General features: G+C 34.9%; 20 protein-coding genes. 8 read left to right on the top strand and 12 right to left on the bottom strand.

Features of this window, described 5'->3' with window-relative positions:
* Nucleotides 1–103: 103 nt before the first annotated feature.
* Nucleotides 104–1,003, bottom strand: coding sequence for a DMT family transporter (locus CEY12_RS04500; RefSeq protein WP_089026549.1), 900 nt, complete (start codon nucleotides 1,001–1,003; stop codon nucleotides 104–106).
* Between the two features lie 116 nt (nucleotides 1,004–1,119).
* Between CEY12_RS04500 and CEY12_RS04505 the strand changes: the two genes are divergently transcribed.
* Nucleotides 1,120–1,602: an Lrp/AsnC family transcriptional regulator gene (locus tag CEY12_RS04505; protein ID WP_089026550.1), complete on the top strand. Its 483-nt coding sequence runs from the start codon at nucleotides 1,120–1,122 to the stop codon at nucleotides 1,600–1,602.
* Between the two features lie 176 nt (nucleotides 1,603–1,778).
* Nucleotides 1,779–2,501, top strand: a complete 723-nt coding sequence (gene blaIND, locus CEY12_RS04510) for an IND family subclass B1 metallo-beta-lactamase (RefSeq protein ID WP_089026551.1) — start codon at nucleotides 1,779–1,781, stop codon at nucleotides 2,499–2,501.
* Between the two features lie 146 nt (nucleotides 2,502–2,647).
* Here the strand turns inward: blaIND and CEY12_RS04515 are convergent, their stop codons facing one another.
* The 3 genes from CEY12_RS04515 to CEY12_RS04525 are packed head-to-tail and all read right to left on the bottom strand — an operon-like array spanning nucleotide 2,648 to nucleotide 5,688.
* Entirely contained in the window at nucleotides 2,648–3,787 is a 1,140-nt protein-coding gene (locus tag CEY12_RS04515) for a hypothetical protein (RefSeq protein ID WP_089026552.1), read from the bottom strand.
* Nucleotides 3,788–3,813: 26 nt separating this feature from the next.
* Nucleotides 3,814–4,716: a TssN family type VI secretion system protein gene (locus CEY12_RS04520; protein WP_089026553.1), complete on the bottom strand. Its 903-nt coding sequence runs from the start codon at nucleotides 4,714–4,716 to the stop codon at nucleotides 3,814–3,816.
* Between the two features lie 54 nt (nucleotides 4,717–4,770).
* A complete protein-coding gene (locus CEY12_RS04525) occupies nucleotides 4,771–5,688 on the bottom strand; it encodes a type VI secretion system baseplate subunit TssG (protein ID WP_228409794.1) in 918 nt (305 codons plus the stop codon).
* 332 nt (nucleotides 5,689–6,020) lie between these two features.
* On the opposite strand from CEY12_RS04525, the gene CEY12_RS04530 reads away from it, so the two are divergent.
* The 5 genes from CEY12_RS04530 to CEY12_RS04550 all read left to right on the top strand — a co-directional run bounded on the left by CEY12_RS04530 (nucleotide 6,021) and on the right by CEY12_RS04550 (nucleotide 10,376).
* The gene (locus CEY12_RS04530) at nucleotides 6,021–6,812 is read left to right on the top strand and encodes a S1/P1 nuclease (RefSeq protein ID WP_089026555.1); all 792 of its coding nucleotides are present in this window, start codon (nucleotides 6,021–6,023) and stop codon (nucleotides 6,810–6,812) included.
* 272 nt (nucleotides 6,813–7,084) lie between these two features.
* Nucleotides 7,085–7,951, top strand: coding sequence for an RNA polymerase sigma factor RpoD/SigA (locus CEY12_RS04535; RefSeq protein ID WP_055859010.1), 867 nt, complete (start codon nucleotides 7,085–7,087; stop codon nucleotides 7,949–7,951).
* Between the two features lie 161 nt (nucleotides 7,952–8,112).
* Entirely contained in the window at nucleotides 8,113–8,709 is a 597-nt protein-coding gene (locus CEY12_RS04540; protein WP_089026556.1) for a hypothetical protein, read from the top strand.
* A gap of 34 nt (nucleotides 8,710–8,743) precedes the next feature.
* Entirely contained in the window at nucleotides 8,744–9,244 is a 501-nt protein-coding gene (locus CEY12_RS04545; protein WP_089026557.1) for a GNAT family N-acetyltransferase, read from the top strand.
* Between the two features lie 13 nt (nucleotides 9,245–9,257).
* Nucleotides 9,258–10,376, top strand: a complete 1,119-nt coding sequence (locus CEY12_RS04550; protein ID WP_089026558.1) for an FAD-dependent monooxygenase — start codon at nucleotides 9,258–9,260, stop codon at nucleotides 10,374–10,376.
* Between the two features lie 99 nt (nucleotides 10,377–10,475).
* Here the strand turns inward: CEY12_RS04550 and CEY12_RS04555 are convergent, their stop codons facing one another.
* The 8 genes from CEY12_RS04555 to CEY12_RS04590 form a co-directional block, all read right to left on the bottom strand.
* Nucleotides 10,476–10,949 (bottom strand): DUF3347 domain-containing protein, encoded by a 474-nt coding sequence (locus CEY12_RS04555; protein WP_089026559.1) that lies wholly within the window; start codon nucleotides 10,947–10,949, stop codon nucleotides 10,476–10,478.
* A 110-nt stretch (nucleotides 10,950–11,059) separates the two neighbouring features.
* A complete protein-coding gene (locus CEY12_RS04560; RefSeq protein WP_089026560.1) occupies nucleotides 11,060–11,437 on the bottom strand; it encodes an HYC_CC_PP family protein in 378 nt (125 codons plus the stop codon).
* A 198-nt stretch (nucleotides 11,438–11,635) separates the two neighbouring features.
* A complete protein-coding gene (locus CEY12_RS04565) occupies nucleotides 11,636–13,867 on the bottom strand; it encodes a TonB-dependent receptor plug domain-containing protein (protein WP_089026561.1) in 2,232 nt (743 codons plus the stop codon).
* A gap of 44 nt (nucleotides 13,868–13,911) precedes the next feature.
* On the bottom strand, nucleotides 13,912–14,721 hold the full coding sequence (gene kdsA / locus CEY12_RS04570) for a 3-deoxy-8-phosphooctulonate synthase (protein WP_089026562.1): 810 nt from the start codon (nucleotides 14,719–14,721) through the stop codon (nucleotides 13,912–13,914).
* A gap of 133 nt (nucleotides 14,722–14,854) precedes the next feature.
* Entirely contained in the window at nucleotides 14,855–15,385 is a 531-nt protein-coding gene (locus CEY12_RS04575; protein WP_089026563.1) for a DUF1697 domain-containing protein, read from the bottom strand.
* 209 nt (nucleotides 15,386–15,594) lie between these two features.
* Nucleotides 15,595–17,079: a hypothetical protein gene (locus CEY12_RS04580; RefSeq protein ID WP_089026564.1), complete on the bottom strand. Its 1,485-nt coding sequence runs from the start codon at nucleotides 17,077–17,079 to the stop codon at nucleotides 15,595–15,597.
* 102 nt (nucleotides 17,080–17,181) lie between these two features.
* The gene (locus tag CEY12_RS04585; RefSeq protein WP_089026565.1) at nucleotides 17,182–20,667 is read right to left on the bottom strand and encodes a DUF2723 domain-containing protein; all 3,486 of its coding nucleotides are present in this window, start codon (nucleotides 20,665–20,667) and stop codon (nucleotides 17,182–17,184) included.
* A 313-nt stretch (nucleotides 20,668–20,980) separates the two neighbouring features.
* Entirely contained in the window at nucleotides 20,981–24,466 is a 3,486-nt protein-coding gene (locus CEY12_RS04590; RefSeq protein WP_089026566.1) for a DUF2723 domain-containing protein, read from the bottom strand.
* Between the two features lie 224 nt (nucleotides 24,467–24,690).
* Between CEY12_RS04590 and CEY12_RS04595 the strand changes: the two genes are divergently transcribed.
* Nucleotides 24,691–25,728 carry a PLP-dependent cysteine synthase family protein gene (locus CEY12_RS04595; RefSeq protein WP_089026567.1) on the top strand — a complete coding sequence of 346 codons (1,038 nt, stop codon included), beginning with the start codon at nucleotides 24,691–24,693 and terminating at the stop codon, nucleotides 25,726–25,728.
* Nucleotides 25,729–25,741 lie beyond the last annotated feature (13 nt).

Consider the following 25,741-nt stretch of genomic DNA (forward strand, 5'->3'; position numbering starts at 1 on the left):
AAAACTAATGCAACTTTGTTGCATTAGTTTTGTTTTAATTTATTGATGTAAAATTTAGAGCTTAAGAAAAGAGGTTTGCAGAAACTCAGTCTCTCTGTCTCACTTAATGATTTGCACTTTTAGAGCTACTTTTACTCAATAGGAATACAGTGGAAACAATAAGCAAACTGCCTACCCAATCCATGGCTGAAAATGAAACATGCAGCCATGCTACCGCTAAAACGGCTGCAGAAAGAGGTTCTACCGAAGCTAGAAGACTGGTTTTCTGACCTCCGATCATCTGTACTGCAGTGAGATAGGCATAAAAAGCAATTAAAGTTCCAAATATTACAATAAAAGCGGTATACCAGAATGCCTGTGCATCCCAGGTCCCTTCAATACTCCATGGAGCCTTCACAAAACTGAAAACAATTCCACCGCACAGCATTCCCCAGCCTATTACGACAGAAGATTTGTATCTGGTCAATAACCGTACCGGCTGCAAAGTATAAATAGCAAGAGCTACCGCAGACGCCAGCCCAAAAAATAATGCAGTTCCAGAGATCGATAAACGGTCGATATTCCCGTGAGTCACCAATAAAGAAGTTCCCAGAATAGCCAAAACAATAGCCAGAAACTCTAATAAAATAGGAATCTTTTTATTTTTAAAAGCAAGATAAATAGCAATAACCACAGGACCTGCGTATTGAAGAACCGTGGCTGTGGCTGCATTCGAATGTTTTATCGCTGCGAAATAAGTGTACTGCACCGCAAGCATTCCTGTGATGCTAAATATGGCTAACTGTAAAGCATCTTTTCTATTTTTCCAGATTTCAAACAGATCCGACTTTTCTCCAAATTTCGCAAATAAAAGAAGAAAAATACCCGATACAAGCATTCGTATGGTAATGAGCCATTCAATATTAATCCCACGCTGCTGAAAAAGGAACTGCCCAAATGTCCCTGAAACACCCCAAAGTAAAGCTGCCAGAACTGCCAAAAAGAAACCTCTGAAAATATTCATCCTGATATAAAAATATGAGTTGTATTAAAATGCAAAAATGCATTAAAAAACCATTGTTTTTGTATGAAATTTCATAGGTTATTTGCAATTTTGTTTCATAAAATATATTTTACATTTTGAAAAATCTAGATCGCTTTGATATATCCATTTTAGAGATTTTACAGAAAGATAATTTAACACCCCAGCGGGATATTGGTGATCATATTGGTTTATCCGCAGCTGCGGTTCAAAGGCGTATTAAAAGAATGCGGGAATCAGGTATCATTAAAGCGGATGTTTCCGTCATCGATATTGAAAAACTGAATCATTCCGTTACTCTCATAGTAGAGGTATTTCTGGAAAGTGATAAAATTGATCTGATTGATCAGATGAAAACAACTTTTAAAGCTACTCCAGAGGTACAGCAATGTTATTATGTAACGGGTGAGGCAGATTTTGTATTAGTTATAGTGATTCCTTCAATGAAGCATTATGAGCTGCTTACCCGAAAAATCTTCTACAGTAATGATAATATTAAACATTTCAAAACTTTAGTATCCATGGATTCCGTCAAATCTAATTTAGAAGTGCCCGCAAGTATCTTATATCAAACTGATTAAATATTTTTAATCAATACAAGCTATGATGCGGGGTCCTTATATTCGTTAAAAAACGGTTAAAGTCTGCTTGTAAAAACACATGGTTGTAGAATTTTAATTAGGTTTGCAAAACATTCTGCTCAGACTTTGTCTTTCTGAAAAAAAGCACTAAAATTTTAATTATACCCAAGAAAATTATGAAGAAGATTACGCAATTTTTTGTCATTTCCATTTTATTTTTAAGCCCTTTTATTAAAGCACAAGTAAAAGATTTTGTTATTGAACCTCCCATCAAACCTAATTTGTATATCTATAAAACATTTGGCGTATTCGGAGGAAAGGAATATTCTACAAATGCAATGTATTTGATTACAAAAAAAGGGGTAGTTCTCTTTGACGTTCCCTGGCAGAAAACACAGTACCAAAGCTTGATGGATACCATAAAAAAGCGGCATAACCTTCCTATTATAGCTGTATTTGCTACCCACTCCCATGAAGACAGAGCGGGAGATTTAAGTTTTTATAATAAGAAAGGAATAAAGACCTATGCAACAGCAAAAACCAATGAACTGCTGAAAAAAGAGGGAAAAGCTACATCTACTGAAATTACAAAAACAGGAAAACCTTACCGTATCGGAGGTGAAGAGTTTATCGTTGATTTTCTTGGTGAAGGACATACAGCGGACAATGTAGTGGTATGGTTTCCAAAATACAATATCCTTGATGGTGGATGTCTGGTAAAAAGCAGAAATGCAGCAGATCTGGGCTACACTGGAGAAGCCAATGTAAAACAATGGCCGGAAACAATGACAAAACTGAAAACCAAATATGCAACAGCAACCATGGTAGTACCAGGCCACGACGAATGGAAAGGCGGTGGACATGTAGAACACACATTGGAACTTTTAAACAAAAAATAAAAGATAGAATAAAAACAGATTGACAATTACATCAAAAGCAAATTGTTTTTCCGTGAAATTTTAATTTTTTGTACGAAATTTTGTTTCATTATAAAATAAAAAAATCCCGTTTTTCGGGATTTTTTTATTTTAAATTTTGTCAATGATTAATCTAATACACTCCAACCTCTTTTCGGATTGGCATTATTAGAAACTTCCTGTTCATTAACAATGATATTTTCTTTTCTTTGACCTATGTAATCAAGTTCACTTAATTTAGAGAAAATTATTTCCAAACTTCTCAACATCTGCTGGATATACAATAATGGCTCTCCACAGTTATGATGATCATAGTTCGTTTCCGCTACAATTGAAAGCTGATTCAGCAAGGTATGAGGAGCAATTTCACTCCATTCTAAGCTGTAGTTCAGCATTTCTTCCAATTCCGCAGGAACTAAAACCTGAGTGGAATTATATAGACGTAATGCCAACTTAGCAAAAGACTCGATTAAAAATATAGGTGGCTGCGAAGGAATAACATTTCTAAATTGGAAATACATATCTCCAAATGTATTAATCAGAGTACTGCACAAAAACTTAACGTTTTGTGCCAATGCCGTATTTTGATTTTTATGAGAAGCTTTCTGAACAATCTTAAAAGCATATTGTTGTAAGTTTCCAATAGACTTGGCAAAGCTTCCATAATATTCGATCAAGGCAGGATGACTTTGAATTGAAGTACACGGTGGGATAAAATTAGAATTGACCTGCGCTATGTTTCCTTTTAAATCAACCTTTCCAACGATCAGGTAATTCCCCCCTGAATAACTGCTGTTCAATGATGTTACAGGAAGCAGCTCAATATGATAATTAGGCTGCGCGTTTGGATGTCTCGGTGGAATTTCTTCCGGATCGATATCACCAAAAGGCATCTTATCAAAAGGATTAACCGAAATTAAAATATAATATTCTCCATCTGCCTGTTCTTCATTCATAGATTTAGCCAGTGACTTTACACTTACTCTTCTATCGCTCAGCTCCATTCTGTATCCGGCTAAAGTTATGGCGCTGCAACGTTTGATGACCAACTGTACATCATTCGTAGCGGTATTGTGAACGTCAAAAATAGTTTTATCCGTGAATTCATTCGATATAGGAAGAAGCCCGTAATTATAAGGAGTGATTCCTATAGAATTGGAATCTCTGATGGTATCAATCAAAAAGTTGTCCTGATCATTAAGGTGTCTCTGGGAAACTTTCATCCCATCTACCCAATTGATTGCAAAATGTTTAATAGGCTGTATCATATTAAATACTTTTAAATTTTGTGTGGTTATGATTTTCTTGTTATTCCTTCTTCTTCATGTTGAATAACTCTCTTACAAATAACGACTTCATTTTCTGAAATACTATTTGCTGTAATATCCTGATTAAAATCAATATATTTTCTAAAACTGAAAAAAGATTTTTTAGTGTAGAAGATCCAATAGTAAGATTCTCTTTCTTCATCTACAAGATGAATGATCGACTTTGGATTTTTATGGTTATAATCATCTACTACTCTATAGAACCAATCTCCAAAAGTGACTCCTGTGGGTAGCGTTTTAGCCTTAATTCTAAATCTATTTGAATCTTCCAGATTTTTACTTAATTCTACATTCAATACCATAAGTCTATCAAAATCCGCGCCTTCAAAATCCGGAAGTCTCTGATCCGGAGAATAACGCCAGGTTTTATATATATCAACAGGAATGCTGATAAACTGAACGTAACAGTAGTGGAATACCATCGGTACAAGAAATATAATTACACTTGTTGCTGCCATCACAGCATTTCCTGTTCCTAAACTCATCCATTTGAACAACAGGACAAAAAGATATCCCCCAAAAGCAATACACGTTAATGAAAGTATAGATTCAAATAAAATACTCATTACCGCAGAGTCAATATGTTTTTTAAAATATTTATCCAACAGATTAACATGGATGATCCCCAAAATAAGGTAGACAATCTGTGCGATAAGATACCAGTAGGGGTTAAATAAATTTCCGGCAAATCCAAAGAAACCGGGTAATGCCAAACATAAACTGCATAAGAGTACATAAATGATGATGACCTTAATTTTTATAGCAGGCTTATTTCGTCTGATTACACCTAGTATAATCATCATGATCACTGCTATTAAAGGCATTAAAATATATCTTAAAAAGATTCCTTTTACTGAAGAAATTTCCATTGGTCGTTTTTCAAATTTATAATGTATTGGTGCTTGTAAATATAGTAAATTATTTTACAGAAAGGTAGAGTATCCAAGGCGGTTTGCATTTCTTTCGTCATCCTCCAGCTTAAATGAATATTCCTGCTTCTCAGTGATAAAATTTTCCTCTACATCTACCGTTACAGGAAGAAAACAGTCATATAAAGCCTGAAGTACTTTTCTGAAAGGATTTCCAGGAATATACATTTTCATATTCTCATAAGGAATCGGACCTATATTGACTACCCAGTTTCGCTGTCCGTCCATATGTCGGCCACTGGGAATATATGTTACACCCAGTCTGGAATTTCCTAATAACATAGAATCATCATTTTCCTCTATATCATCGATCACATTGGGAGTAAAGGTTACTTCTACCGGTACCTGAAGAAAAGCCGTAAGGCATCTTTCAAACCATCTTTTATCTCCACGTATGTTGTGGAAAAATGGTAAAATGTGCATAAAAATATAGGCATTTTTCTGATCCAGCTGTTTTACGATCGGCCAAAGTTCAGTAATCGTTTCAAGTAAAGTATCGGTATCACTGGAAACATCAAAATCAAATTCTTTTGACAAAGCGCTGATCTCTGTAAAAAAGATTTCCAGTTCAAAGGGACGGAAAAACTTCCGTGCATCATCTTCTACCCTTTTCTGTTTACGGATTTCCTTAACTACACTTTCTACATTTTTTCTTGTAGTGCTTAGTGAAGGAGGATGAAATAAACCTTCCGGAAGATAATCATAAATACCTTCTCTGTAAGTTTCTATCGTGAATACTTCTTCATCAAATCCCAAATAATTGCTCGAAATACTTTTGATATCTTTCAAATAGGCTCTGTCATTGATACCAATCCGATCAATGAAGATATTACTGACGCTCCTGTGATATTTCAAAAGATTCACTGCTACTGATTCAGCTTTAAAATCAGTTTGCAGTTTATTGTAATGCATATCTACAATATTATTCTCATACATAGTGTTTCCTGTGATTATTGGCTTGTAAAGATAATATATCTAATGGTATAGAAAAAAAATACGATTTAATTTTTATATGCCAAAGATAATATGATCATTTAAGAAAGTAAAAGTATAAAATTTTTGTAAAATTAAAAGGAGTTCTGCATAAAAACTAAGAAATAAACTGAGCTTATTTTCAAAATGAATAAAATTTAACGATAGGCTGAAGCTTAAATAGATTAAGTCTTTATTACAAGAAATTAATCTTTTTTTTCCCTACTTAGAAAAAGCTAGTTTATCTTTGTCAACTGAAAATGTTATTTACAATGAAAAGTATTTATTCTAAAATTTTAATTTTAGTATTCATCTCCTCCTCTCTTTATTCATTTGCGTGGGGATTAACGGGGCACAGAATTATTGCAGAGATCGCACAAAATCACCTTTCCGGAAAAGCCAGAAGGGAAATCAGAAAAATAATGGGTCAGGAACGTCTTGCATACTGGGCCAATTGGCCGGATTTCATTAAATCCGATACAACAGGTGTATGGAAGGAGGCTTCAGCATGGCATTATGTAAATATTGATCCACAGGCTGATTTCAAAACCTTTGAACAGAATTTAAAAGCTCAGGCTGGACCTAGCCTTTATTCTCAGGTTAAAACTTTATCTGCACAGGTAAAAGATGAAAAGACTTCTGAAAAAGACAGAAAAATTGCTTTAATTTTCCTTATCCACATTATGGGGGATCTTGCACAGCCATTGCATGTTGGAAGAGCAGAAGATTTGGGAGGTAATAAAATCAACGTAACATATTTCGGGGAAAAAACAAATCTGCATTCAGTTTGGGATGGGAAACTGGTTGATTCACAAAAATACAGCTACACAGAATATTCAAGATTATTGGATATTAAAACCAAGGATGAAGTAAAACAGATCCAGTATGGAACATTGGAAGACTGGTTGTATGATTCGCATAAAATTGCTAACAAAATTTATGCACAGACTCCCGATGGTTCAAAATTATCTTTTGACTACCAGTATAAGTTCAATGATACTATGGAAAGACAGCTTCTTTATGGAGGACTGAGATTAGCCAAGTTATTGAATGACCTGTTTTAAATAGTTGAAAATTGAAAGTTGAAAATGGAGATTGAAAAGAGTTTAGAGGTTTCGAGAATCGGGATGCGGGGTCGTCATTCAACTTCCCATTTTTGTCCTAAATTCTAACTTCTCATTTTCAACTTTCAACTGAAAACAAAAAAGCGAAACTTAGTTTCGCTTTTTTGTTTTTATAAAATTCAGCTTAAGTTTAAAAAAAATTAAAACTGGTGTAACCTTTTGACCTCTTCAAGCGTATAATATATAGTAACTCTAGTTTGAGGATAAAATAAATGAGACAGTTAAAAATTACTAAGCAGGTAACCAACAGGGAAACTGCTTCATTAGACAAGTATTTGCAGGAAATTGGTAAGGTAGAATTGATTACTGCAGACGAAGAAGTAGATTTGGCACAAAAGATTCGTGCAGGCGACAGAGCCGCATTGGAAAAATTAATCAAAGCCAACCTTCGTTTCGTAGTTTCTGTATCTAAACAATACCAAAACCAGGGTCTTTCTTTACCCGATTTGATCAATGAAGGAAACTTAGGACTTATGAAAGCTGCAAAAAGATATGATGAAACCAGAGGTTTCAAATTTATCTCTTACGCAGTTTGGTGGATTCGTCAATCAATTTTACAGGCTTTGGCTGAGCAGTCAAGAATTGTAAGATTGCCACTAAACAAGATTGGCTCAATCAATAAAATCAACAAGGCATACGCTCACCTTGAGCAGGAAAATGAAAGACCTCCTTCTCCGGAAGAATTGGCTGAAGTTCTTGACATGAGCGAAGAAGATATTAAAGAATCTATGAAAAACTCCGGTAGACACTTGTCTATGGACGCTCCTTTAGTAGAAGGTGAAGATTCTAATCTTTATGATGTATTACGTTCCGGAGAATCTCCAAGTCCCGATAAGGATCTGATGCTTGAATCTCTTCAAATCGAGATTGAAAGAGCATTAAATACTTTAACACCAAGAGAGGCGGATCTTGTAAGATTGTATTTCGGATTAAACGGAAAACATCCAATGACTTTAGAAGAAATTGGTGAGACTTTTGACCTGACAAGAGAAAGAGTTCGTCAGATCAAAGAAAAAGCAATCAAGAGACTAAAACATAATACAAGAAGTAAGATCTTAAAATCTTACCTGGGTAAATAATTTAGCCTAAACAATTAATAAGCGGAGTTTGATTTTCAGACTCCGCTTTTTTTATCTTTGTATATATGATTGGAGAATACTTTATTCCCATTGCAGGAATACTTGACTATTCAACATAAACTATTTTATTTGTTTATTTTTAATACCCATAAACAGCAAATATGAAAAAACTATTTTTTACCGGATCTGTACTTCTTTTTTTATATTCTTGTACTGAAAACAAAACCGAAAACCCTCCTGTCGCTGATAATCTTATAGATAATGCTGAGTCTTCGGTATCGGGGTCTTTTAAAAGTGAAAAAAACTCGGATATGATCGATCAGATCTACTCTGAGCTGATAAAAAAAGACAACAACCTTAAGGTACTTGACGATAAAATAAATGATGCCAACCGGGAAGCAGGTAAAGTTATTTTTGAATATAAAGATATCTTCGACAAATCTGATTCTTATTATCGTGATGCACAATATCATACGGATGCAATAAGTGATTCTCTACTAAAGAAAGAAATAACAAAATCAATTAAAGCAAGCGCCGATCAATATGCTTTAAAACTTAAGACGATAAAAGATCTTATCAGTCTGCTTAATACCAATGAAAAGAAAATGAATGATCTCTATACTGCTTTTAAGATCAAAAAAACACTTCCGGAAATTGAAAAGTATCAAAATGCCCATTCCCTGAAACCGGATCATTTAAATAGTTCCATCAATAAACAGAATAAAGTATTGAATGAGTTAAAAAATTTAAAATACTAATCTTTTAATCTCTAAATCTTTTAATTTCATAATAATGCAATATACCACTCAATGGCTTACAGATAAAAGCCGTATCAAAGAACTCGTTGATTTTTTCATTACGCATAAAACAGATTCCTACATCTCCCATAGTGAAATCATGTATGGGAGAGCCTTAGATTCCGAGAACTGGAATCCCGACTTAAGAGCTGTATTTACTGAACAACTGATGTCCGATTATGATTATGACAATACTTCAAAATTAAATATCCTAATCGCCGAAAATGAAAAAGGAGAAATTGTCGGAATGCTTGTCTTCAATGTTATCAGCAGCCCTTTTAAAAAGTATGCTATTTTAGAAGATATGCTTTTAGATCAATCCATTAGAGGTCAATCTCTTGGAAGTAAACTCCTAAATGAAGTGATTCAGGAATCCAAAACCTGGAATATTAATTTCATTGTACTGGAAAGCGGGGGTAATAACCATGGAGCACATCACTTTTTCAATAAATATGGATTTAAAAAAGTATCCGAAACCTATATTTTAACCCTATAATCATACAACCCCGATGAATTCAATTTCAATCATTGGTGCAGGAATTGGTGGACTGACTCTCGGAAACGTTCTTAAGCAACACCAAGTGGATTTCAAAATTTACGAATCAGCACCGGAAATAAAACCGGTGGGATCAGGAATTATGATGGCTATGAATGCAATGCAGGTTTTTGATACACTTGGCTTACGGGAGAAAATTGAAAATGCGGGAAACAAGATCCGTCGTATTTCTATAACTGATCAGTCTTTACGCCCTATTTCCGTAACTAATGGCGAGGCGGTTGAAAAGAAGTTTAACTTATCTAATGTGGCGATTCACAGGGCAGAATTACAAAAAGTTCTTGCCGAACATCTTGGATTCGAAAATATCCAGTTGAGTCATGGCCTCCAAAAAATAGAGAAAAAGGAAAATTATTCCTTACATTTTGAAAACGGTACAGAGCTTGAAAGTGAAATTGTTTTTGGTGCTGACGGTATAAAATCTAAAATCCGAAGTCAGATTTTAAAAACAGGAACGGTTCTTAATACCGGGCAGGTATGCTGGCGTGGATTGGTCGATTATGATTTACCTGAAAAATACCACCATGAAGCACTTGAAATATGGGGAAAAGGAAAACGTTTCGGATTTGTTAAAATGACTGCTACAAAGGTGTATTGGTATGCAGTAATCAATCAGAAAAATTTTAAACCAGATATTAATTTACTTTCGGCTTTTGGTGAATTTAATTCTATCGTATTGGATCTAATTCAGGCAACTGATCCTAAAGATATTATTTTAAACGATATTACCTACCTCTCTCCGATCCCCAAATGGTATTCTGATCATTTATGTCTGATTGGTGATGCAGCTCATGCTACAACCCCTAATATGGGTCAGGGAGCCTGTCAGGCTATCGAGGATGCTTACATTATTGGAAAGCTTCTGGAAAAAGATAGAGATTACCATACAATATTTGAAAACTTCCAGAAAATCAGAAGAAAAAAAGTAGACTATGTCGTGAGTACCAGTCACAAAGTAGGAAAAATTTCAATGTGGGAATATGGTACAGAGTTCCGAAATTTTTTATTCAGACTGGTTCCAGATCGTTTCAACCAAAAAATGATCGAGAAATTGATACAACTCGAAATGTAAAAATTTTTAGAATAAGATGTATTAAAGTTGTATAGTCTCAATTAAAGCATTTTTTAATTAAAACTATACAACTTATTATTTTAAAGATTGTTACGATTTTTATTTAATCTCAGATTTAACACTTCCACAAGAAAGCATTTTACTCCCGTAATAAGGGTTCACAACCTGTTTTTCGTTGCTTAGCCAACTTGCATCAGCCATTGGGCAATACTGGACAAAGACTGGTTTCTCTGAAAGTTTAAACTGTTTTGTTAATGCAATCATTTGATTTGAAAGGTTGGGAAAATGCTCTCTTTGAGTATTGATACTTTTTGCTTCAGCAATAGTGGTTGCTTCTTTTTTAAGAGCCGCTAAAGTCCCTTCCGAAACTATTTTAGAATCAATTGTCGACGCTGTTTTAATAAATTCAACTGCTGCTTTTGAAGCTTTACCTGCATCATCAGTTGTTAAAGCTGTTTTAACAGAGATATAGTTCTGGTATAAAGCAGAAACCTTAACATCAGATTTAGATTGTGCAGATAAAGAAAGTACTGAAAATATTGAAAGTACTGCGGTAATGATATACTTTTTCATTGTCTTAAAATTTAGAATTAATAATTTTTGATAGAAATAATCTGAAATCGGACAGTACGACAAATTTTGTCGTCTATTATCACGAAATCATTCAGCGAAAAAAGTATATTCTAAATTCTGAAATTACAATGGGTAATAAAGATTGGAACAGATTTATTATCTGGAGGTGCATTGATAAGGGGCTGTCTGTATTTAGCGATTGAAAAAGAAGAATCAGCTGATACAAATTCATGTTTTTGAAATTCTGCTATTTGTTTTAAAAGATTAATCTTTAAAAAATCCGACTTCTGGGAATCATCAACTTTTACAATTTTAATCTCCGTTTTACAGCAATCCTTTTTTGTTTTTACACCACATTTAGCACATACATCATCTGTTTTTTGACTTACAGATACCAATTCCTGCATACAGTAATGAAAACTGAAGACTGCTCCGGAAGAGAATCCAAAGTAGAAAACAGAAAACAATATGGCAAGAATCTTTTTCATATGCTGAAGCAAAGGTAAAAATATCTTTTTTACAGAAGTTATAAAATTATGTAATGTTATTATAAAATTTGGAAAAACACTAAATAAAAAACTTCTGAAAAGCTCAGAAGTTTTTTATTTTTTATCTCTCGGCAGATTTTGCTGATTAGGCAGATCATTTAATTTTCAATTTTCAACGCTCCACTTTCAACTTAAACCTTACTTAATCTTAAACTCAAGTTTCACATTAAAGAATCGTCCTGTTAAACGAACCGGCACCGGATACATTAAATTCGTATTAGCATCTGTAATCCACTGGTTGGCTACCGTATTTTTGATATTAAAGGCATTGAAAACCTGTACTCCTAAAACAAGCTCTTCAAAATTCCCCCAGAACCCATAGCGCTTCTTTTTATCTTTTGAATCAATAAACACTTTGGATAACCCAAGGTCAACTCTTTTATAAGAAGGAAGAGTACTTTGATATTTATACGCTGCATTTACATCTGGTGCACCGTTCTGATCCAATATAATAGGTGCCCCTGTTGGTAATCCCATTGCATACGTTAATGTAAGGTTCACCCTCATTGAAGGGAATTGAGGCATATAATCCTGATAGAACATTGCAAACCTCAATCTTTGATCTGTTGGCCTGGCTATATTCCCTCTTCCATCGATATTCTCATACACTCTGGCATAACTTGCAGACAACCACGAGTCTATTCCCGGAACAAATTCACCAAACAACCTGGTATCAATTCCATAAGCATAACCTGTAGCATTATTTTTACCTGAATAACGGATTCTCACATTGTCCATATAATATGGGATAAGATCATCCATCTTTTTGTAATACGCCTCTGTTGTTAACTTAAATGGACGGTCATACATCTGGAACTCGTAATCATTCGCTAAAATAACCTGTAAAGAACGTTGAGACTTTATACTGTTATTAAAGTTTCCATCGAGATCCTTGATCTCTTTATAGAAAGGTGCCTGATAGTATACACCTCCAGAAACTCTGAACAACATATCTGTATCCCAGTCAGGTTTGATGGCAAACTGTACACGAGGGGAAAAAATAGTTTCTTTATTAAAGCTCCAATGAGAAACCCTGGCTCCTGCATTGACAAAAACCTTATTGGTTCCCCAATAAAATTTCTGGGAATATTGCGCATATGCTGATAACCTTGTAGGTTCAATAGCATTTTGACCGGCTATTCTGTATAATAATTTCAGGTCTCCAGGTGTTCCGAACCTAGGATCATCAATAGCATGCGGTATGCTGTATCCTGCAGAATCTATTAATTTCCATTCGTTGGTCAGATCCTTCAGGTTTTCTTTTTCATATTTAAACCCAAGCTCAATATCTGTATTGACATTCGGTGAAAAACGTCCTCTGAACTGAGCCCCATAGGTTCTTACAAACAGATCATTTCTTGCATGATCAATCTGTCCTCCCGAATCATACGTTGTCTGTGGCGCTCCGGTAATAGGATCAAAAGTTTGTAATATATATTGAGACTGGATAGAATAATACTCCCTTTCACGGTTCTGATAAGCAAAGGCATCCAATGTGAATTTCCACTGATCTGATGGTTTGAAATTCATGGAAACAGTTCCCATCATATTTTTATACTTGTCATCTTCCTTTCCTGCATACAAGACCGTAAGATTAAGGGGCCTCTGAAGCGTTCCAAAGTCTACGCTTCTCTCTTTAGGAATCATCTCATAGTCATTCTTAGAATAATACCCTACGAATGAAAGCGTTAGCTTTGGATTGATATGATAGTTGATGTAAGATTGAAAATCCCAGTATGTAGGATTGAAATTGGTATCCTCTTTCAGCGTATTTAAAACCAGGTTTGTATTCCTGTACCTCCCTGAAAATAATGCAGTTAATTTTTTATTTTTTGAGGCTAAGCCGGCAGTTAATCTTCCGCCAATTAAACTGGCCTCTCCTGAGAGTTCCGACTTTTCAGGCTCTCTGTAATAAATATTTAAAGCAGAAGACATTTTATCTCCATATCTGGGTTCAAAACCTCCTGCAGAGAAATTCACCGTTGAGACCATATCCGGATTAATGATACTTAACCCTTCCTGTTGAGAGTTTCTGATGAGGAAAGGTCTGTAAATTTCAATATCATTAATATAAATAAGGTTTTCATCATAGTTTCCACCACGAACCATATATTGAGAAGATAGCTCTGTGTTAGAGTTTACGGAAGGTAAGGTTTTAAGAATCCCTTCTATCCCTCCGGAAATACTCGCAACATTCTTAGCATCTTTTGCTGAAATTTTCACAGTACTAAGGTCAGTTGTACGTCCTACGACTTTTTTCTGGAATACAACCTCCTCAATATCTGTAACTTTGGTTGTATCCTTTCTTTTTGTCTGAGAGAATACTAACATGGGAACCATAAGGCTCAGCGGTAAAACTAGTTTTTTCAAAAGAAATGTTTTAAGAATTTCTAAAATTAAGTATTTTTTAACAACTACAAAATCGATTCTCTAATTCTTGTCAATTTTTGTAACAAATCTTCTAATAAATCTAACCTTAACATGTTGGCTCCATCAGATAATGCCGTTTCTGGTGTAGGATGTGTTTCTATGAAAAGACCATCTGCCCCTACTGCAATTCCTGCTTTTGCAATCGTTTCAATAAGATCAGGTCTCCCTCCAGTAACTCCCGAATTTTGATTAGGCTGTTGTAAAGAATGGGTAACATCCAGAATAACAGGAGCATACTGTCTCATTGTTGGAATACCTCTGTAATCAACAATCAGATCGGTGTACCCAAAAGAGTTTCCTCTTTCAATAATTGCAACTTTCTGATTATTGGAATCTGTTATTTTCTGAACAGCAAACTTCATGGATTCAGGAGAAAGGAACTGCCCTTTTTTCAGGGTTACACACTTTCCTGTTTCTGCTGCTGCAACCAACAAATCCGTCTGCCGTACCAAAAATGCAGGAATTTGTAATACATCCACATACTGAGCTGCTAAGGCTGCATGCTCATTTTCATGAATATCTGTTGTTGTTGGAATATTAAATGTTTCCCCAACTTTTTTTAGAATTTCTAAGGATTTTTCCTCCCCAATGGTTGTAAAAGAATCAACCCGGCTTCTGTTTGCCTTTTTAAAGCTTCCTTTAAAAATATAAGGAATGTTATATTTATTAGTAATTTCTATTACTTTTTCAGCAATCCTTAACGCCATATCTTCGCCTTCAATGATACAAGGACCTGCTGTAAGAAAAAAGTTTTTTGAATCTTTGTGTTGAATATTATCTAAATACTGAATCATTTTATTATTATTAAAAGTTCAGTAAAAATACTTATAAAGTTTTAGAATCGGAAATTATTTGATCCCTTAATATTCGTAAAATATCAAAGTCATTTTTTTCAATATTGACCGAAATAATGAGGAAATTAACCTGTTAAGAAGTCATCTTCTTCAGTATTTTTTCAAAAGTATTGATATTCCTGCTTGTAAATTGATCTTTCATACTTTTCTTCCCCAATATTTTACCAAAAGAAGAATCTAAAGTATCCCCTTTTGGAACTTGCCAGTAAAAAATATCATTGATAATCTGTCCTTTTTCATTTTCAGTTTTGGAAGCCGTTTCAAATTCTTTCATTAAAACATTTTCCACTCCCTGGTTTCCAACAAAAGTATAGCTGTGAAAATGATCATTCTTTTCAAAAGGGTTTCCTGTCCAGACGCTTTCTATTTCTGCTGAAGATTTTATAAATAAAAAGGCTTCATAAGAGAAATACGCTGACATCGCTTTTTCAAGAATATCTTTTAAATCAGATACCTTTTTGTCAGAAGAAAAAACAATATTCCCCGACGCAAGGATCGAACTTACATCTTCCATTCCAGCCTCTTTAAAGACTTTACAGACATCCGCCATTTTCATGTTGGTTCCTTTTACATTCACACCTCTAAGAAAAGCACAGTATTTCATAGTTTTAGGGTTTAGGGTTTAGATTTTAGGTAATTAGTTACGGGGTTCGGGGTTTGAGAGTTTGAGGGTTACGGGGTGCGAGATTCGGATTTTAAAGTTTAAAAGTTATAAAGGTCTGGTTCAAGTTATTATTTTTGCCCCAACTCCTAAATCCTAAATCCTAACTTACCACCCAATTTCCACTTTCCACTTTCAATTTTCAACTCTCTCTATTTAATCCTCACATACAAATTATAGTCTGTTCCCGAAGGTTTAAGCCTATAAATTTTTTCCAGAATTGTATTTTCACTTTTAAGGTGGTCTTTTATTCTGAATTCCTCTAACAATTTGTAGTGGGTTTTGTAATATTCAGCGTCTTTACCTTTAAATAAATCATTGTAAGAAAGCAGATACTTGGGTCTTCTATTTTTTACGGTATTGATCCAATAATTTGCTTTATCTTTTCTGATCTCACTTTGAATCTGTTTATCCACTAAGCCAACTTCATCAATTGTTTTTAAACCTGAAAAATAAGGAACATATCCGGCTGGTTCTAATAAAATCCACTGACTTTTATCTTTCTCATAAAAATTCAACGAGGTCCCTATCGATCTTCTGTAATTCCATTCTCCGTTTCCTGTTGCTATAGAGTGAATTGTCTGAAAAACCAGCATAGGTATTATGTAAATGATGATTAATAAAAACAACCATACGTTTCTTTTAATCTTCTGTTCTAATACAAATATTAAAACCGGAACAAAAAGTAAAATCTGCGGAACCCAGTAATACCAGTCAAAAAGGCTTTTTTGGGAAAGGAAAATTAATTGTTTCGCCCACCCAAAAAGAAAGATCATCCATAAAAAATAATTTCTTTTCTCTTTCTGACGGATCAGAAATATAAAACAAACCAGTTCAAAAATCAGAACAATAATGGTAAATGGATTAAAGTTTCCGGGTAACTTCAACATTCCCCAGAAATTTCCGTAATTAGACATAAAATATTCCACATCCTGGCTGAATGTAAAATTTTTATCATAAAGAAGTTTTTTAGCAACGATGGTATTATTCACCCATTCCCCAAAATAAAACCAGTTAAAGGCAAGGGCAATTGAAACGCCCAATATACCTCCCATGATATAGCTCCACCGGATCTTTTTATTCGAGAAAACATCTACCAAAAATACAATCCCTAAAAAAATAACCGTATCAATTCTTGTGAATAAGATAAGGACAGGAAGAATGAGAAGTGCCCATTTTTTATCCTTTTTGAAGCCATAATACAATAAAGCCATTTCGAGGAAGAAAAGAAGCCCATACTCCATTCCCAGAATCGAAATTTTTATTGAAGGCGGCAAAATTCCAAACAGAAAAATAAAAATAGCTTTATGCCAAGGATTTTTCAGAAGAAGATGGGATAAAAACAGACTTCCTATCGTAAAAAGTATGGAATTAAAAATAAGAATTGGTTCTATGAAATATTCTTTTCCAAAAATAATATTGAACAGATAGGAAACAAAAACATATAAATGAGTGGTCGATGCCGAAATCCTTGTATTTCCGTTAAATCCTATTACTCCATAATCCATCAGATTCTGGGCAACCCTCCAGGTGATAAATGCATCTTCCTGAATATGGTGTGTAAGTAAAAAAAGGAGCTTAAAAACGACTGTAAAAATTACAGCATAAATTGGGAGTTTATTTGTTCTTTCAGACATTGTGTATCTTTAATGGCACAAATATAACCTTAAAAATTTATGAATACAATAAGAAAAAAAGCGGAACTTCGGTTCCGCTTTTTGATATGTTTATGAAGCGTTTTACTGTGTAACTTTCATAATTGCTGTTGTAATCTGATTTTCTTTTTCCTTTGAATAGGTAGAATCAAAAGGCTCCATAATATCAAATAAGTACTGATAGAAAGGAGTGATTCTTTGTACATTCTCAGATTTGCTCATCGCCTTCTCCTTACCCATTTGTTGAAGTTCTTTAATAAAAACATCGAATTTCTTATCAATAGGTTCTATAGACTTCACCAGATAATCATAGGCTTTGTCCTTCTGTCCGATAGCTTTATAAGCTGAAGTTACAGCAGATACAACGAGAGAATATTCCATCGGTTTTGACCCCATTTGTCTTCTCAGGTATTTCTGTTCTCCCCGATCAAGACTTAAATAATAATCATACTCTTCAAAAATTCCTTTCTTAAGAGTTTCCGCAAGTTTCAATCCTTTTTGCTCCTGACCTGATACAATATATCCATAAACAAGAGAGCTTAACGATCTGGGATCGTTGTATTTTTCTGCCGGAATTTCTTTTGCTGCCAGATCTAATAGTTCATTTGCTTTTGCTTTCTCACCTATTAAGGACAACGCCCCTACAGCTCTGCTCACTGTTGACCTGTAAGCTAGAATGTTTGATGTTGCCGTTTCATCATAATGATTTTTAAGATCTTTAAAATTACCCCATTTGAAGTTTTTTACCACATTGTATAGGGAGTTGGCATCTGCTCTTCCCAAGTCACCATCAGGACTTGGCAGTGTACGAATAGGTACCAGCCTGTAACTGAAACCATCAAATTGCAGATAATCATCAAGGTAGAAGATATTTTCACTGTCATAAATCCCTCCAGAAGAGAAGTTGACCGGTCTTTTCCAATCAAAGTTGGCAAAAATATCAAACATCATCAGGTTGCCTTTAAAAAGTGTATTGGCTTTATAATCAATCATGATCTGATCTACTGTATAAGGCAAATCACTTGGATTAATAATTCCTGCTTTTATTGCATTTTCTTTATTTACCGGTAAAGTAAATTTGCTTACCGGTAAGAAGTTGTATTTTTCATATCGGGCTTCACCAAAGATCATTTTCAGAACTTCATCCTTTTCAGCAGATTTCATCTTAATGAAACTCATTGCTTCTTTTAGAGTCATTGAATCCTGGGTAAGATACTTTTTAAAAGATTGGAATTCCGTTTCAGGAGCTCCCTGCTCCTTAAGGTTATTAAAAATATTCTGCCAGTCTTCTTTTTTCATGATGTAGATCTGATCATTAACCCCATCTTTATAGTCTTCACGGGTAAGCTGCCCAGGAATAGGACTGGCATTGTAGGTTTTTCTTTTAACCTGATCGCAATACCAGGGAGTGGAAAGTAATGTAAAATTCACTGTTTTCACATCATCCCGTAACCTTTCTGTCTCCTGAATAGCCCACACCGGAAACGTATCATTATCTCCATATAAAAATATAATATCCTCTTTTGGCAGGGACTTCAGAAATGAATAAGCATAATCGTGAGCGGCCGATTTACGGCTACGGTCATGGACATTATAATTCTGGAATCCCATCATAAAAGGTACTCCAAGCAAAACTACTCCAGCTATAATATTAGCAGCATTTGATTTCACTTTAGACTGCAAGAACCATAAAATAGCACCGGCACCTAAACCTATCCAAATAGCAAATGCATAGAAGGAACCTACCATCGCATAATCTCTTTCTCTTACCTCAAATGGCTTTACTCCTGTATAGAAAACGATTCCGGCTCCAGTAAGAATAAACAAAGACAGCAAAGCATAAAACCTTCCAAAGTCCCTGTTAAGCTGAAAGAAGAATCCTATCAACCCTAAGATTAGTGGTAAGAAGAAAAATGCAACCGTACTCTCATTTTTGAACTTCGCTGGCATCTTATCCTGATTTCCCCACAACGCATTATCGATGAAAGAGAAACCGGAAATCCAGTTCCCATTGGTACTTTCCATATGTCCTTCCCTATCGTTTTGTCTTCCCACGAAGTTCCACATCAGGTATCTGGCGAAATAATATCCGTTCTGGAAAGTAAAGAAATAATCCATGTTCTGAGCGAAGGAAGGCTTTTGAACATTAATAAGATCGTAAGGCTTTACTTTCAGGTAATCTGCTGCGGTAATAGATTTGTCTTCGTATTTCTTTCTTAGCTCCTCAAAGATCTGTTTTGCCTGAGGATTATCTGCTACATCTTCATTTCCATAGTTGAAGGTAAAATCAGGTGCTCCATACATTGAAATGTAATTGGCCATTACTGATTTATCTTCATTAAACATTCTCGGCATTAAACTCACCTGAGACTTACTGAAAACATAATTAAAGCGGTCTCCTGTTTTACGGTACGTTCCTGTTTTTTCGTCTTTTTCGAAAATTTCTCCTGTTTTCTGTGTTTTAAAACTTCCGTCTTCATTCTTTTCAATTCCATTGGCATCAAGGAAAGCGGTATAGTTTTGTCCGTAAATCGTTGGCCAATCTCCATACTGCTCTCTGTTATAATAATCCAGCATACCAATAGCCGTATCCGGATCATTAAGGTTCATCGGTGGATTCGCATTGGCTCTGATAGGAATAACCATCCAACACGAAAAGCCAATCATCATATAAACAATCGACAATGCAGCAGTCTGATAAATATTCTTTTTTGTTCTTCTGGCATATTTGATCATAAAATAGCAAATTGCCACCATAAGAACGAAAGCCACAATAGTCCCTGAATGGAAAGGAAGTCCTAAACCATTCACAAAGAATATTTCAAGTTTTCCGAACATGGTCATGATCAATGGGAAGATAATTTTGAATACAATGATCAGAATCCCTAAGGTGATCAGGTTAGCCCAAATAAAATTTTTCCAAGTAAACTTATAATTTCTTGCGTAGTATACTAAACAAATTGCAGGAATAGAAAGCATACACATCATGTGTACTCCCACTGAAAGTCCTACAATAAAGAAAATCAGGATAATCCATCTTTCATTATCTGCAGCATTGTATTCATTTTCCCATTTGGTGATCAGCCACACTAAAAGTGCGATGAACATTGAAGCCATAGAATAAACCTCTCCTTCTACTGCCGAAAACCAGAAAGTATCGGAAAATGTAAAACACAAAGCTCCTATAACTCCGGCAAATAAAATAGAAATTTCCTGATGTTTGGTTATTTCCTCAAAATCTTTGTTCAAAAGCCTTCTTACAAAATGGGTAATGGTCCAGAACAAAAATAAGATCGTAAATGCACTGAAAGTTGCGGACATTGCATTGATCACAATAGCATAATTATCTGCTTTCCCCAACGCAAAAATGGCTGCCACAGCACCCGCTATCTGGAATAAAGCAGCTCCGGGAGCATGCGTTACCTCTAATTTTACTGCCGAAGAGATGTACTCACCACAGTCCCAGAAACTTAAATAATGTTCTATTGTAGATAAATAAGTAATAAATGCAATGACGAAAATCACCCATCCTAAAACGGTATTCCATTGCTTAAAAGTCCAGTTCTTCATATAAAAATTAATTTCTAATATACTTTTCGAGGTAATTTTTTATTAAATTGAGTTGTCTCTATTACTAAGGCTCCAAAGATACTTTTTTCCAACCTTTTTGGTAATAATTGTTTTAAATAATTTACCCAATGGTGAGTTTTTATTTTAGACTTGTAATTTTTTAATAATACTGCTGGCAGATATTTAATCATAATCGGTCATCCATTTTTACAACACAATCTCTATCTAAAGAGTTTTTCAATAAAATCATTTAGGTTCAAAACAAAAAAAAGCGGAACCGAAGTTCCACTTTTTGATATGTTTATGCAACCTTTTACTGAGTTGCTTTCATAATTGCTGTTGTAATCTGATTTTCTTTTTCCTTTGAATAGGTAGAATCAAAAGGCTCCATAATATCAAATAAGTACTGATAGAAAGGAGTGATTCTTTGTACATTTTCAGATTCACCCATTGCCTTTTCTTTACCCATCTGTTGCAGATCCTTAATAAATACATTGAATTTCTTATCAATAGGTTCTATAGACTTCACCAGATAATCATAAGCTTTGTCTTTCTGTCCGATAGCTTTGTAAGCTGTAGTTACAGCAGATACAACAAGAGAATATTCCATCGGCTTAGTTCCCATTTGTCTTCTCAGGTACTTCTGCTCTCCCGGACTAAGGCTTAAATAATAATCATATTCTTCAAAAATCCCTTTCTTAAGAACCTCTGCCAACTTCAATCCTTTTTGCTCCTGACCTGCTACAATATAACCATATACAATAGAACTTAATGAACGGGGATCGTTGTATTTTTCTACTGGAATTTCTTTTGCTGCAAGATCCAATAATTCAATTGCTTTAGCCTTCTCTCCTTTTAAAGAAAGTGCTGCAGCAGCTCTACTCGCTGCACTTCGATAGCTGATAATATTAGAAGTCGCTGTTTCATCAAAATGAGAATTCAAGTCTTTAAAATTACCCCATTTAAAGTTTTTCACCACATTGTATAGGGAGTTGGCATCTACTCTTCCCATATCACCATCTGAATTTGGTGGGGTGTGCACAGGGATTAATCGATAACTGAATCCATCCAACTGAAGATAATCATCAAGATAGAAGATATTTTCACTGTCATAAACCCCTCCAGAAGAGAAGTTGATCGGTCTTTTCCAATCAAAGTTGGCAAGAATATCAAACATCATCAGGTTATTCTTATAAAGTGTATTGGCTTTATAATCAATCATGATCTGATTTACCGTATTAGGCAAATCACTTGGATTAATAATTCCTGCTTTCAATGCATTTTCTTTATTTACAGGTAAAATAAATTTGCTTACCGGCAAGAAGTTGTATTTTTCATATCGGGCTTCACCAAAGATCATTTTCAGAACTTCATCCTTTTCAGGAGATTTCATCTTAATGAAATTGATAGCCTCTTTTAACGTAATAGAATCCTGGGTAAGATACTTTTTAAAAGATTGGAATTCCGTTTCAGGAGCTCCCTGCTCTTTAAGATTATTAAAAATATTCTGCCAGTCTTCTTTTTTCATCAGATAGATCTGGTCATTAACCCCATCTCTGTAATCTTCATGAGTCAATTGACTTGGAATAGCATTCGCATTATATGTCTTTCTCTTAACCTGGTCAATATTCCATGGTGTAGACAAAAGGGTAAAGTTCACCACTTTTACATCATCACGGAAGTTTTCAGTTTCCTGAATAGCCCAAACCGGGTAGGTATCATTATCTCCGTATACAAATAAAATATCTTCTTTAGGCAAAGATTTTAATACCGAATATGAATAGTCATATGCTGTATATCTGTTGCTTCTGTCATGCACGTTATAATTCTGGAATCCCATCATAAAAGGTACTCCAAGCAAAACTACTCCAGCTATAATATTAGCAGCATTGGATTTTACTTTAGACTGCAAGAACCATAAAATAGCACCGGCACCTAAACCTATCCAAATAGCAAATGCATAAAAAGAACCTACCATCGCATAATCTCTTTCTCTTGGTTCGAATGGTTTTACCCCTGTATAGAAAATAATACCAACACTTGTAATGACGAATAATGATAATATAGCATAGAATCTTCCGAAATCTCTGTTCAGCTGAAAGAAGAATCCTATCAATCCTAAGATTAAAGGCAAGAAGAAAAATGCAACCGTACTCTCATTTTTGAACTTCGCTGGCATCTTATCCTGATTCCCCCACAACGCATTATCGATGAAAGAGAAACCGGAAATCCAGTTCCCTTTCGTGTTTTCCATGTTGCCTTCTAAATCATTTTGTCTTCCTACGAAGTTCCACATCAGATATCTGACAAAATAGTATCCGTTCTGGAAAGTAATGAAATAATCCATGTTCTGAGCCAGAGAAGGTTTCTGAACAGTGATAAGATCGTAAGGTTTTACTTTCAGGTAATCTGCTGCGGTAATAGATTTGTCTTCGTATTTCTTTCTTAGCTCCTCAAAGATCTGTTTTGCCTGAGGATTATCTGCTACATCTTCATTTCCATAGTTGAAGGTAAAATCAGGTGCTCCATACATTGAAATGTAATTGGCCATTACTGATTTATCTTCATTAAACATTCTCGGCATTAAACTCACCTGAGACTTACTGAAAACATAATTAAAGCGGTCTCCTGTTTTACGGTACGTTCCTGTTTTTTCGTCTTTTTCGAAAATTTCTCCTGTTTTCTGTGTTTTAAAACTTCCGTCTTCATTCTTTTCAATTCCATTGGCATCAAGGAAAGCGGTATAGTTTTGTCCGTAAATCGTTGGCCAATCTCCATACTGCTCTCTGTTATAATAATCCAGCATACCAATAGCCGTATCCGGATCATTAAGGTTCATCGGTGGATTCGCATTGGCTCTGATAGGAATAACCATCCAACACGAAAAGCCAATCATCATATAAACAATCGACAATGCAGCAGTCTGATAAATATTCTTTTTTGTTCTTCTGGCATATTTGATCATAAAATAGCAAATTGCCACCATAAGAACGAAAGCCACAATAGTCCCTGAATGGAAAGGAAGTCCTAAACCATTCACAAAGAATATTTCAAGTTTTCCGAACATGGTCATGATCAATGGGAAGATAATTTTGAATACAATGATCAGAATCCCTAAGGTGATCAGGTTAGCCCAAATAAAATTTTTCCAAGTAAACTTATAATTTCTTGCGTAGTATACTAAACAAATTGCAGGAATAGAAAGCATACACATCATGTGTACTCCCACTGAAAGTCCTACAATAAAGAAAATCAGGATAATCCATCTTTCATTATCTGCAGCATTGTATTCATTTTCCCATTTGGTGATCAGCCACACTAAAAGTGCGATGAACATTGAAGCCATAGAATAAACCTCTCCTTCTACTGCCGAAAACCAGAAAGTATCGGAAAATGTAAAACACAAAGCTCCTATAACTCCGGCAAATAAAATAGAAATTTCCTGATGTTTGGTTATTTCCTCAAAATCCTTGTTCAAAAGCCTTCTTACAAAATGGGTAATGGTCCAGAACAAAAATAAGATCGTAAATGCACTGAATGTTGCGGACATTGCATTGATCACAATAGAATAATTTTCGCCTTTTCCTAATGCAAAAATGGCTGCCACAGCACCCACTATCTGGAATAAAGCCGCCCCGGGAGCATGCGTTACCTCTAATTTTACTGCAGAAGATATGTACTCACCACAATCCCAAAAACTAAGCTTGGGTTCTATTGTTGATAAGTACGTGAAAAATGCAATGACGAAAATCACCCATCCTAAAACGGTGTTCCATTGCCTAAAAGTCCAGTTTTTCATAGTATAAAATCAATTACGCGAAAATAGGGCTTTTATATGATTCTATGCCGATTTTAACAAATTTTAAAAATACTGGTGTGGTATTTGCGTTGATAATGGAGCAATGATTGAGGATGGAGAAATATAGATTTAGGTAATGGTAGCTTAGAAATCAAACAAAAGTTTAGAAATTATTTATTTTTTTGTATTTTTGCCCTCAGATTTTTATTGAAAAATAACAAATAATGAGTAATGTTTACGATAATATCCTTGGCCTAATAGGAAACACTCCTATGGTGAAGCTAAATACTGTAACGAAAGATATTCCTGCAACTGTTTATGCCAAGTTAGAATCATATAATCCTGGACATTCCACTAAAGATAGAATCGCACTTCACATTATAGAAAACGCTGAAAAAAAAGGTTTATTAAAAGAGGATTCTGTAATTGTAGAGACTACCTCAGGGAATACCGGATTCTCTCTTGCAATGGTTTGCATCATCAAAGGATATAAATGCATTCTAGCTGTAAGTGACAAGACAAAACCTGAAAAGATCGCCTATCTTAAAGCACTTGGTGCTGTAGTGTATGTGTGTCCTGCCAATGTCCCGGCAAATGATCCAAGATCCTATTATGAGGTCGCTAAAAGAGTGGCTTCAGAAACTCCAAATTCCGTTTATATCAATCAGTATTTTAATGAATTGAATATTGATGCCCACTACCAAACCACTGGACCGGAAATTTGGGAGCAGACACAAGGAAAGATTACCCATCTTTTTGCGTGTACAGGAACAGGTGGAACCTTATCCGGATCAGGGAAATTCCTGAAAGAAAAAAATCCAGATATTAAAATTATAGGAGTAGATGCCGACGGTTCTATTCTTAAAAGCTATCACGAAACCGGTGAAATCAATAAAGGGGATGTTCATCCTTATCAGATCGAAGGAATGGGGAAAAATCTGATCCCTGGTGCTTTACTGTTTGATAAAGTAGATGAATTTGTAAGAGTAAATGATGAAATGTCAGCCTATAGAACCCGCGAAATAGCTTTAAAGGAAGCTATTATGGGTGGGTATACTACAGGAGCTGTAACACAGGCGCTCATACAATATGCACAATCTCATGAGTTTTCAGAAGATGATATCGTTGTTTTAATTTATCCGGATCACGGATCAAGATATATCACAAAGGTATACAGTGACCAATGGATGGCTGAACAAGGTTTCGTTAATAATTGTGTACACAACTATGACGAAGTTTTTAAAACAGAATTCATTAAATAGAAATAAATTACCA

Origin of the sequence: Chryseobacterium sp. T16E-39 (assembly GCF_002216065.1) — a bacterium.
In the GTDB taxonomy this organism is placed as follows: Bacteria; Bacteroidota; Bacteroidia; order Flavobacteriales; family Weeksellaceae; genus Chryseobacterium.

Coding starts and splice junctions, on each gene's coding strand:
- CEY12_RS04500 (WP_089026549.1), bottom strand. CDS start 1,003: ATGAATATTTTCAGAGGTTTCTTTTTGGCAGTTCTGGCAGCTTTACTT.
- blaIND (WP_089026551.1), top strand. CDS start 1,779: ATGAAGAAGATTACGCAATTTTTTGTCATTTCCATTTTATTTTTAAGC.
- CEY12_RS04515 (WP_089026552.1), bottom strand. CDS start 3,787: ATGATACAGCCTATTAAACATTTTGCAATCAATTGGGTAGATGGGATG.
- CEY12_RS04520 (WP_089026553.1), bottom strand. CDS start 4,716: ATGGAAATTTCTTCAGTAAAAGGAATCTTTTTAAGATATATTTTAATG.
- CEY12_RS04525 (WP_228409794.1), bottom strand. CDS start 5,688: ATGCATTACAATAAACTGCAAACTGATTTTAAAGCTGAATCAGTAGCA.
- CEY12_RS04530 (WP_089026555.1), top strand. CDS start 6,021: ATGAAAAGTATTTATTCTAAAATTTTAATTTTAGTATTCATCTCCTCC.
- CEY12_RS04535 (WP_055859010.1), top strand. CDS start 7,085: ATGAGACAGTTAAAAATTACTAAGCAGGTAACCAACAGGGAAACTGCT.
- CEY12_RS04540 (WP_089026556.1), top strand. CDS start 8,113: ATGAAAAAACTATTTTTTACCGGATCTGTACTTCTTTTTTTATATTCT.
- CEY12_RS04545 (WP_089026557.1), top strand. CDS start 8,744: ATGCAATATACCACTCAATGGCTTACAGATAAAAGCCGTATCAAAGAA.
- CEY12_RS04550 (WP_089026558.1), top strand. CDS start 9,258: ATGAATTCAATTTCAATCATTGGTGCAGGAATTGGTGGACTGACTCTC.
- CEY12_RS04555 (WP_089026559.1), bottom strand. CDS start 10,949: ATGAAAAAGTATATCATTACCGCAGTACTTTCAATATTTTCAGTACTT.
- CEY12_RS04560 (WP_089026560.1), bottom strand. CDS start 11,437: ATGAAAAAGATTCTTGCCATATTGTTTTCTGTTTTCTACTTTGGATTC.
- kdsA (WP_089026562.1), bottom strand. CDS start 14,721: ATGATTCAGTATTTAGATAATATTCAACACAAAGATTCAAAAAACTTT.
- CEY12_RS04575 (WP_089026563.1), bottom strand. CDS start 15,385: ATGAAATACTGTGCTTTTCTTAGAGGTGTGAATGTAAAAGGAACCAAC.
- CEY12_RS04580 (WP_089026564.1), bottom strand. CDS start 17,079: ATGTCTGAAAGAACAAATAAACTCCCAATTTATGCTGTAATTTTTACA.
- CEY12_RS04585 (WP_089026565.1), bottom strand. CDS start 20,667: ATGAAGAACTGGACTTTTAAGCAATGGAATACCGTTTTAGGATGGGTG.
- CEY12_RS04590 (WP_089026566.1), bottom strand. CDS start 24,466: ATGAAAAACTGGACTTTTAGGCAATGGAACACCGTTTTAGGATGGGTG.
- CEY12_RS04595 (WP_089026567.1), top strand. CDS start 24,691: ATGAGTAATGTTTACGATAATATCCTTGGCCTAATAGGAAACACTCCT.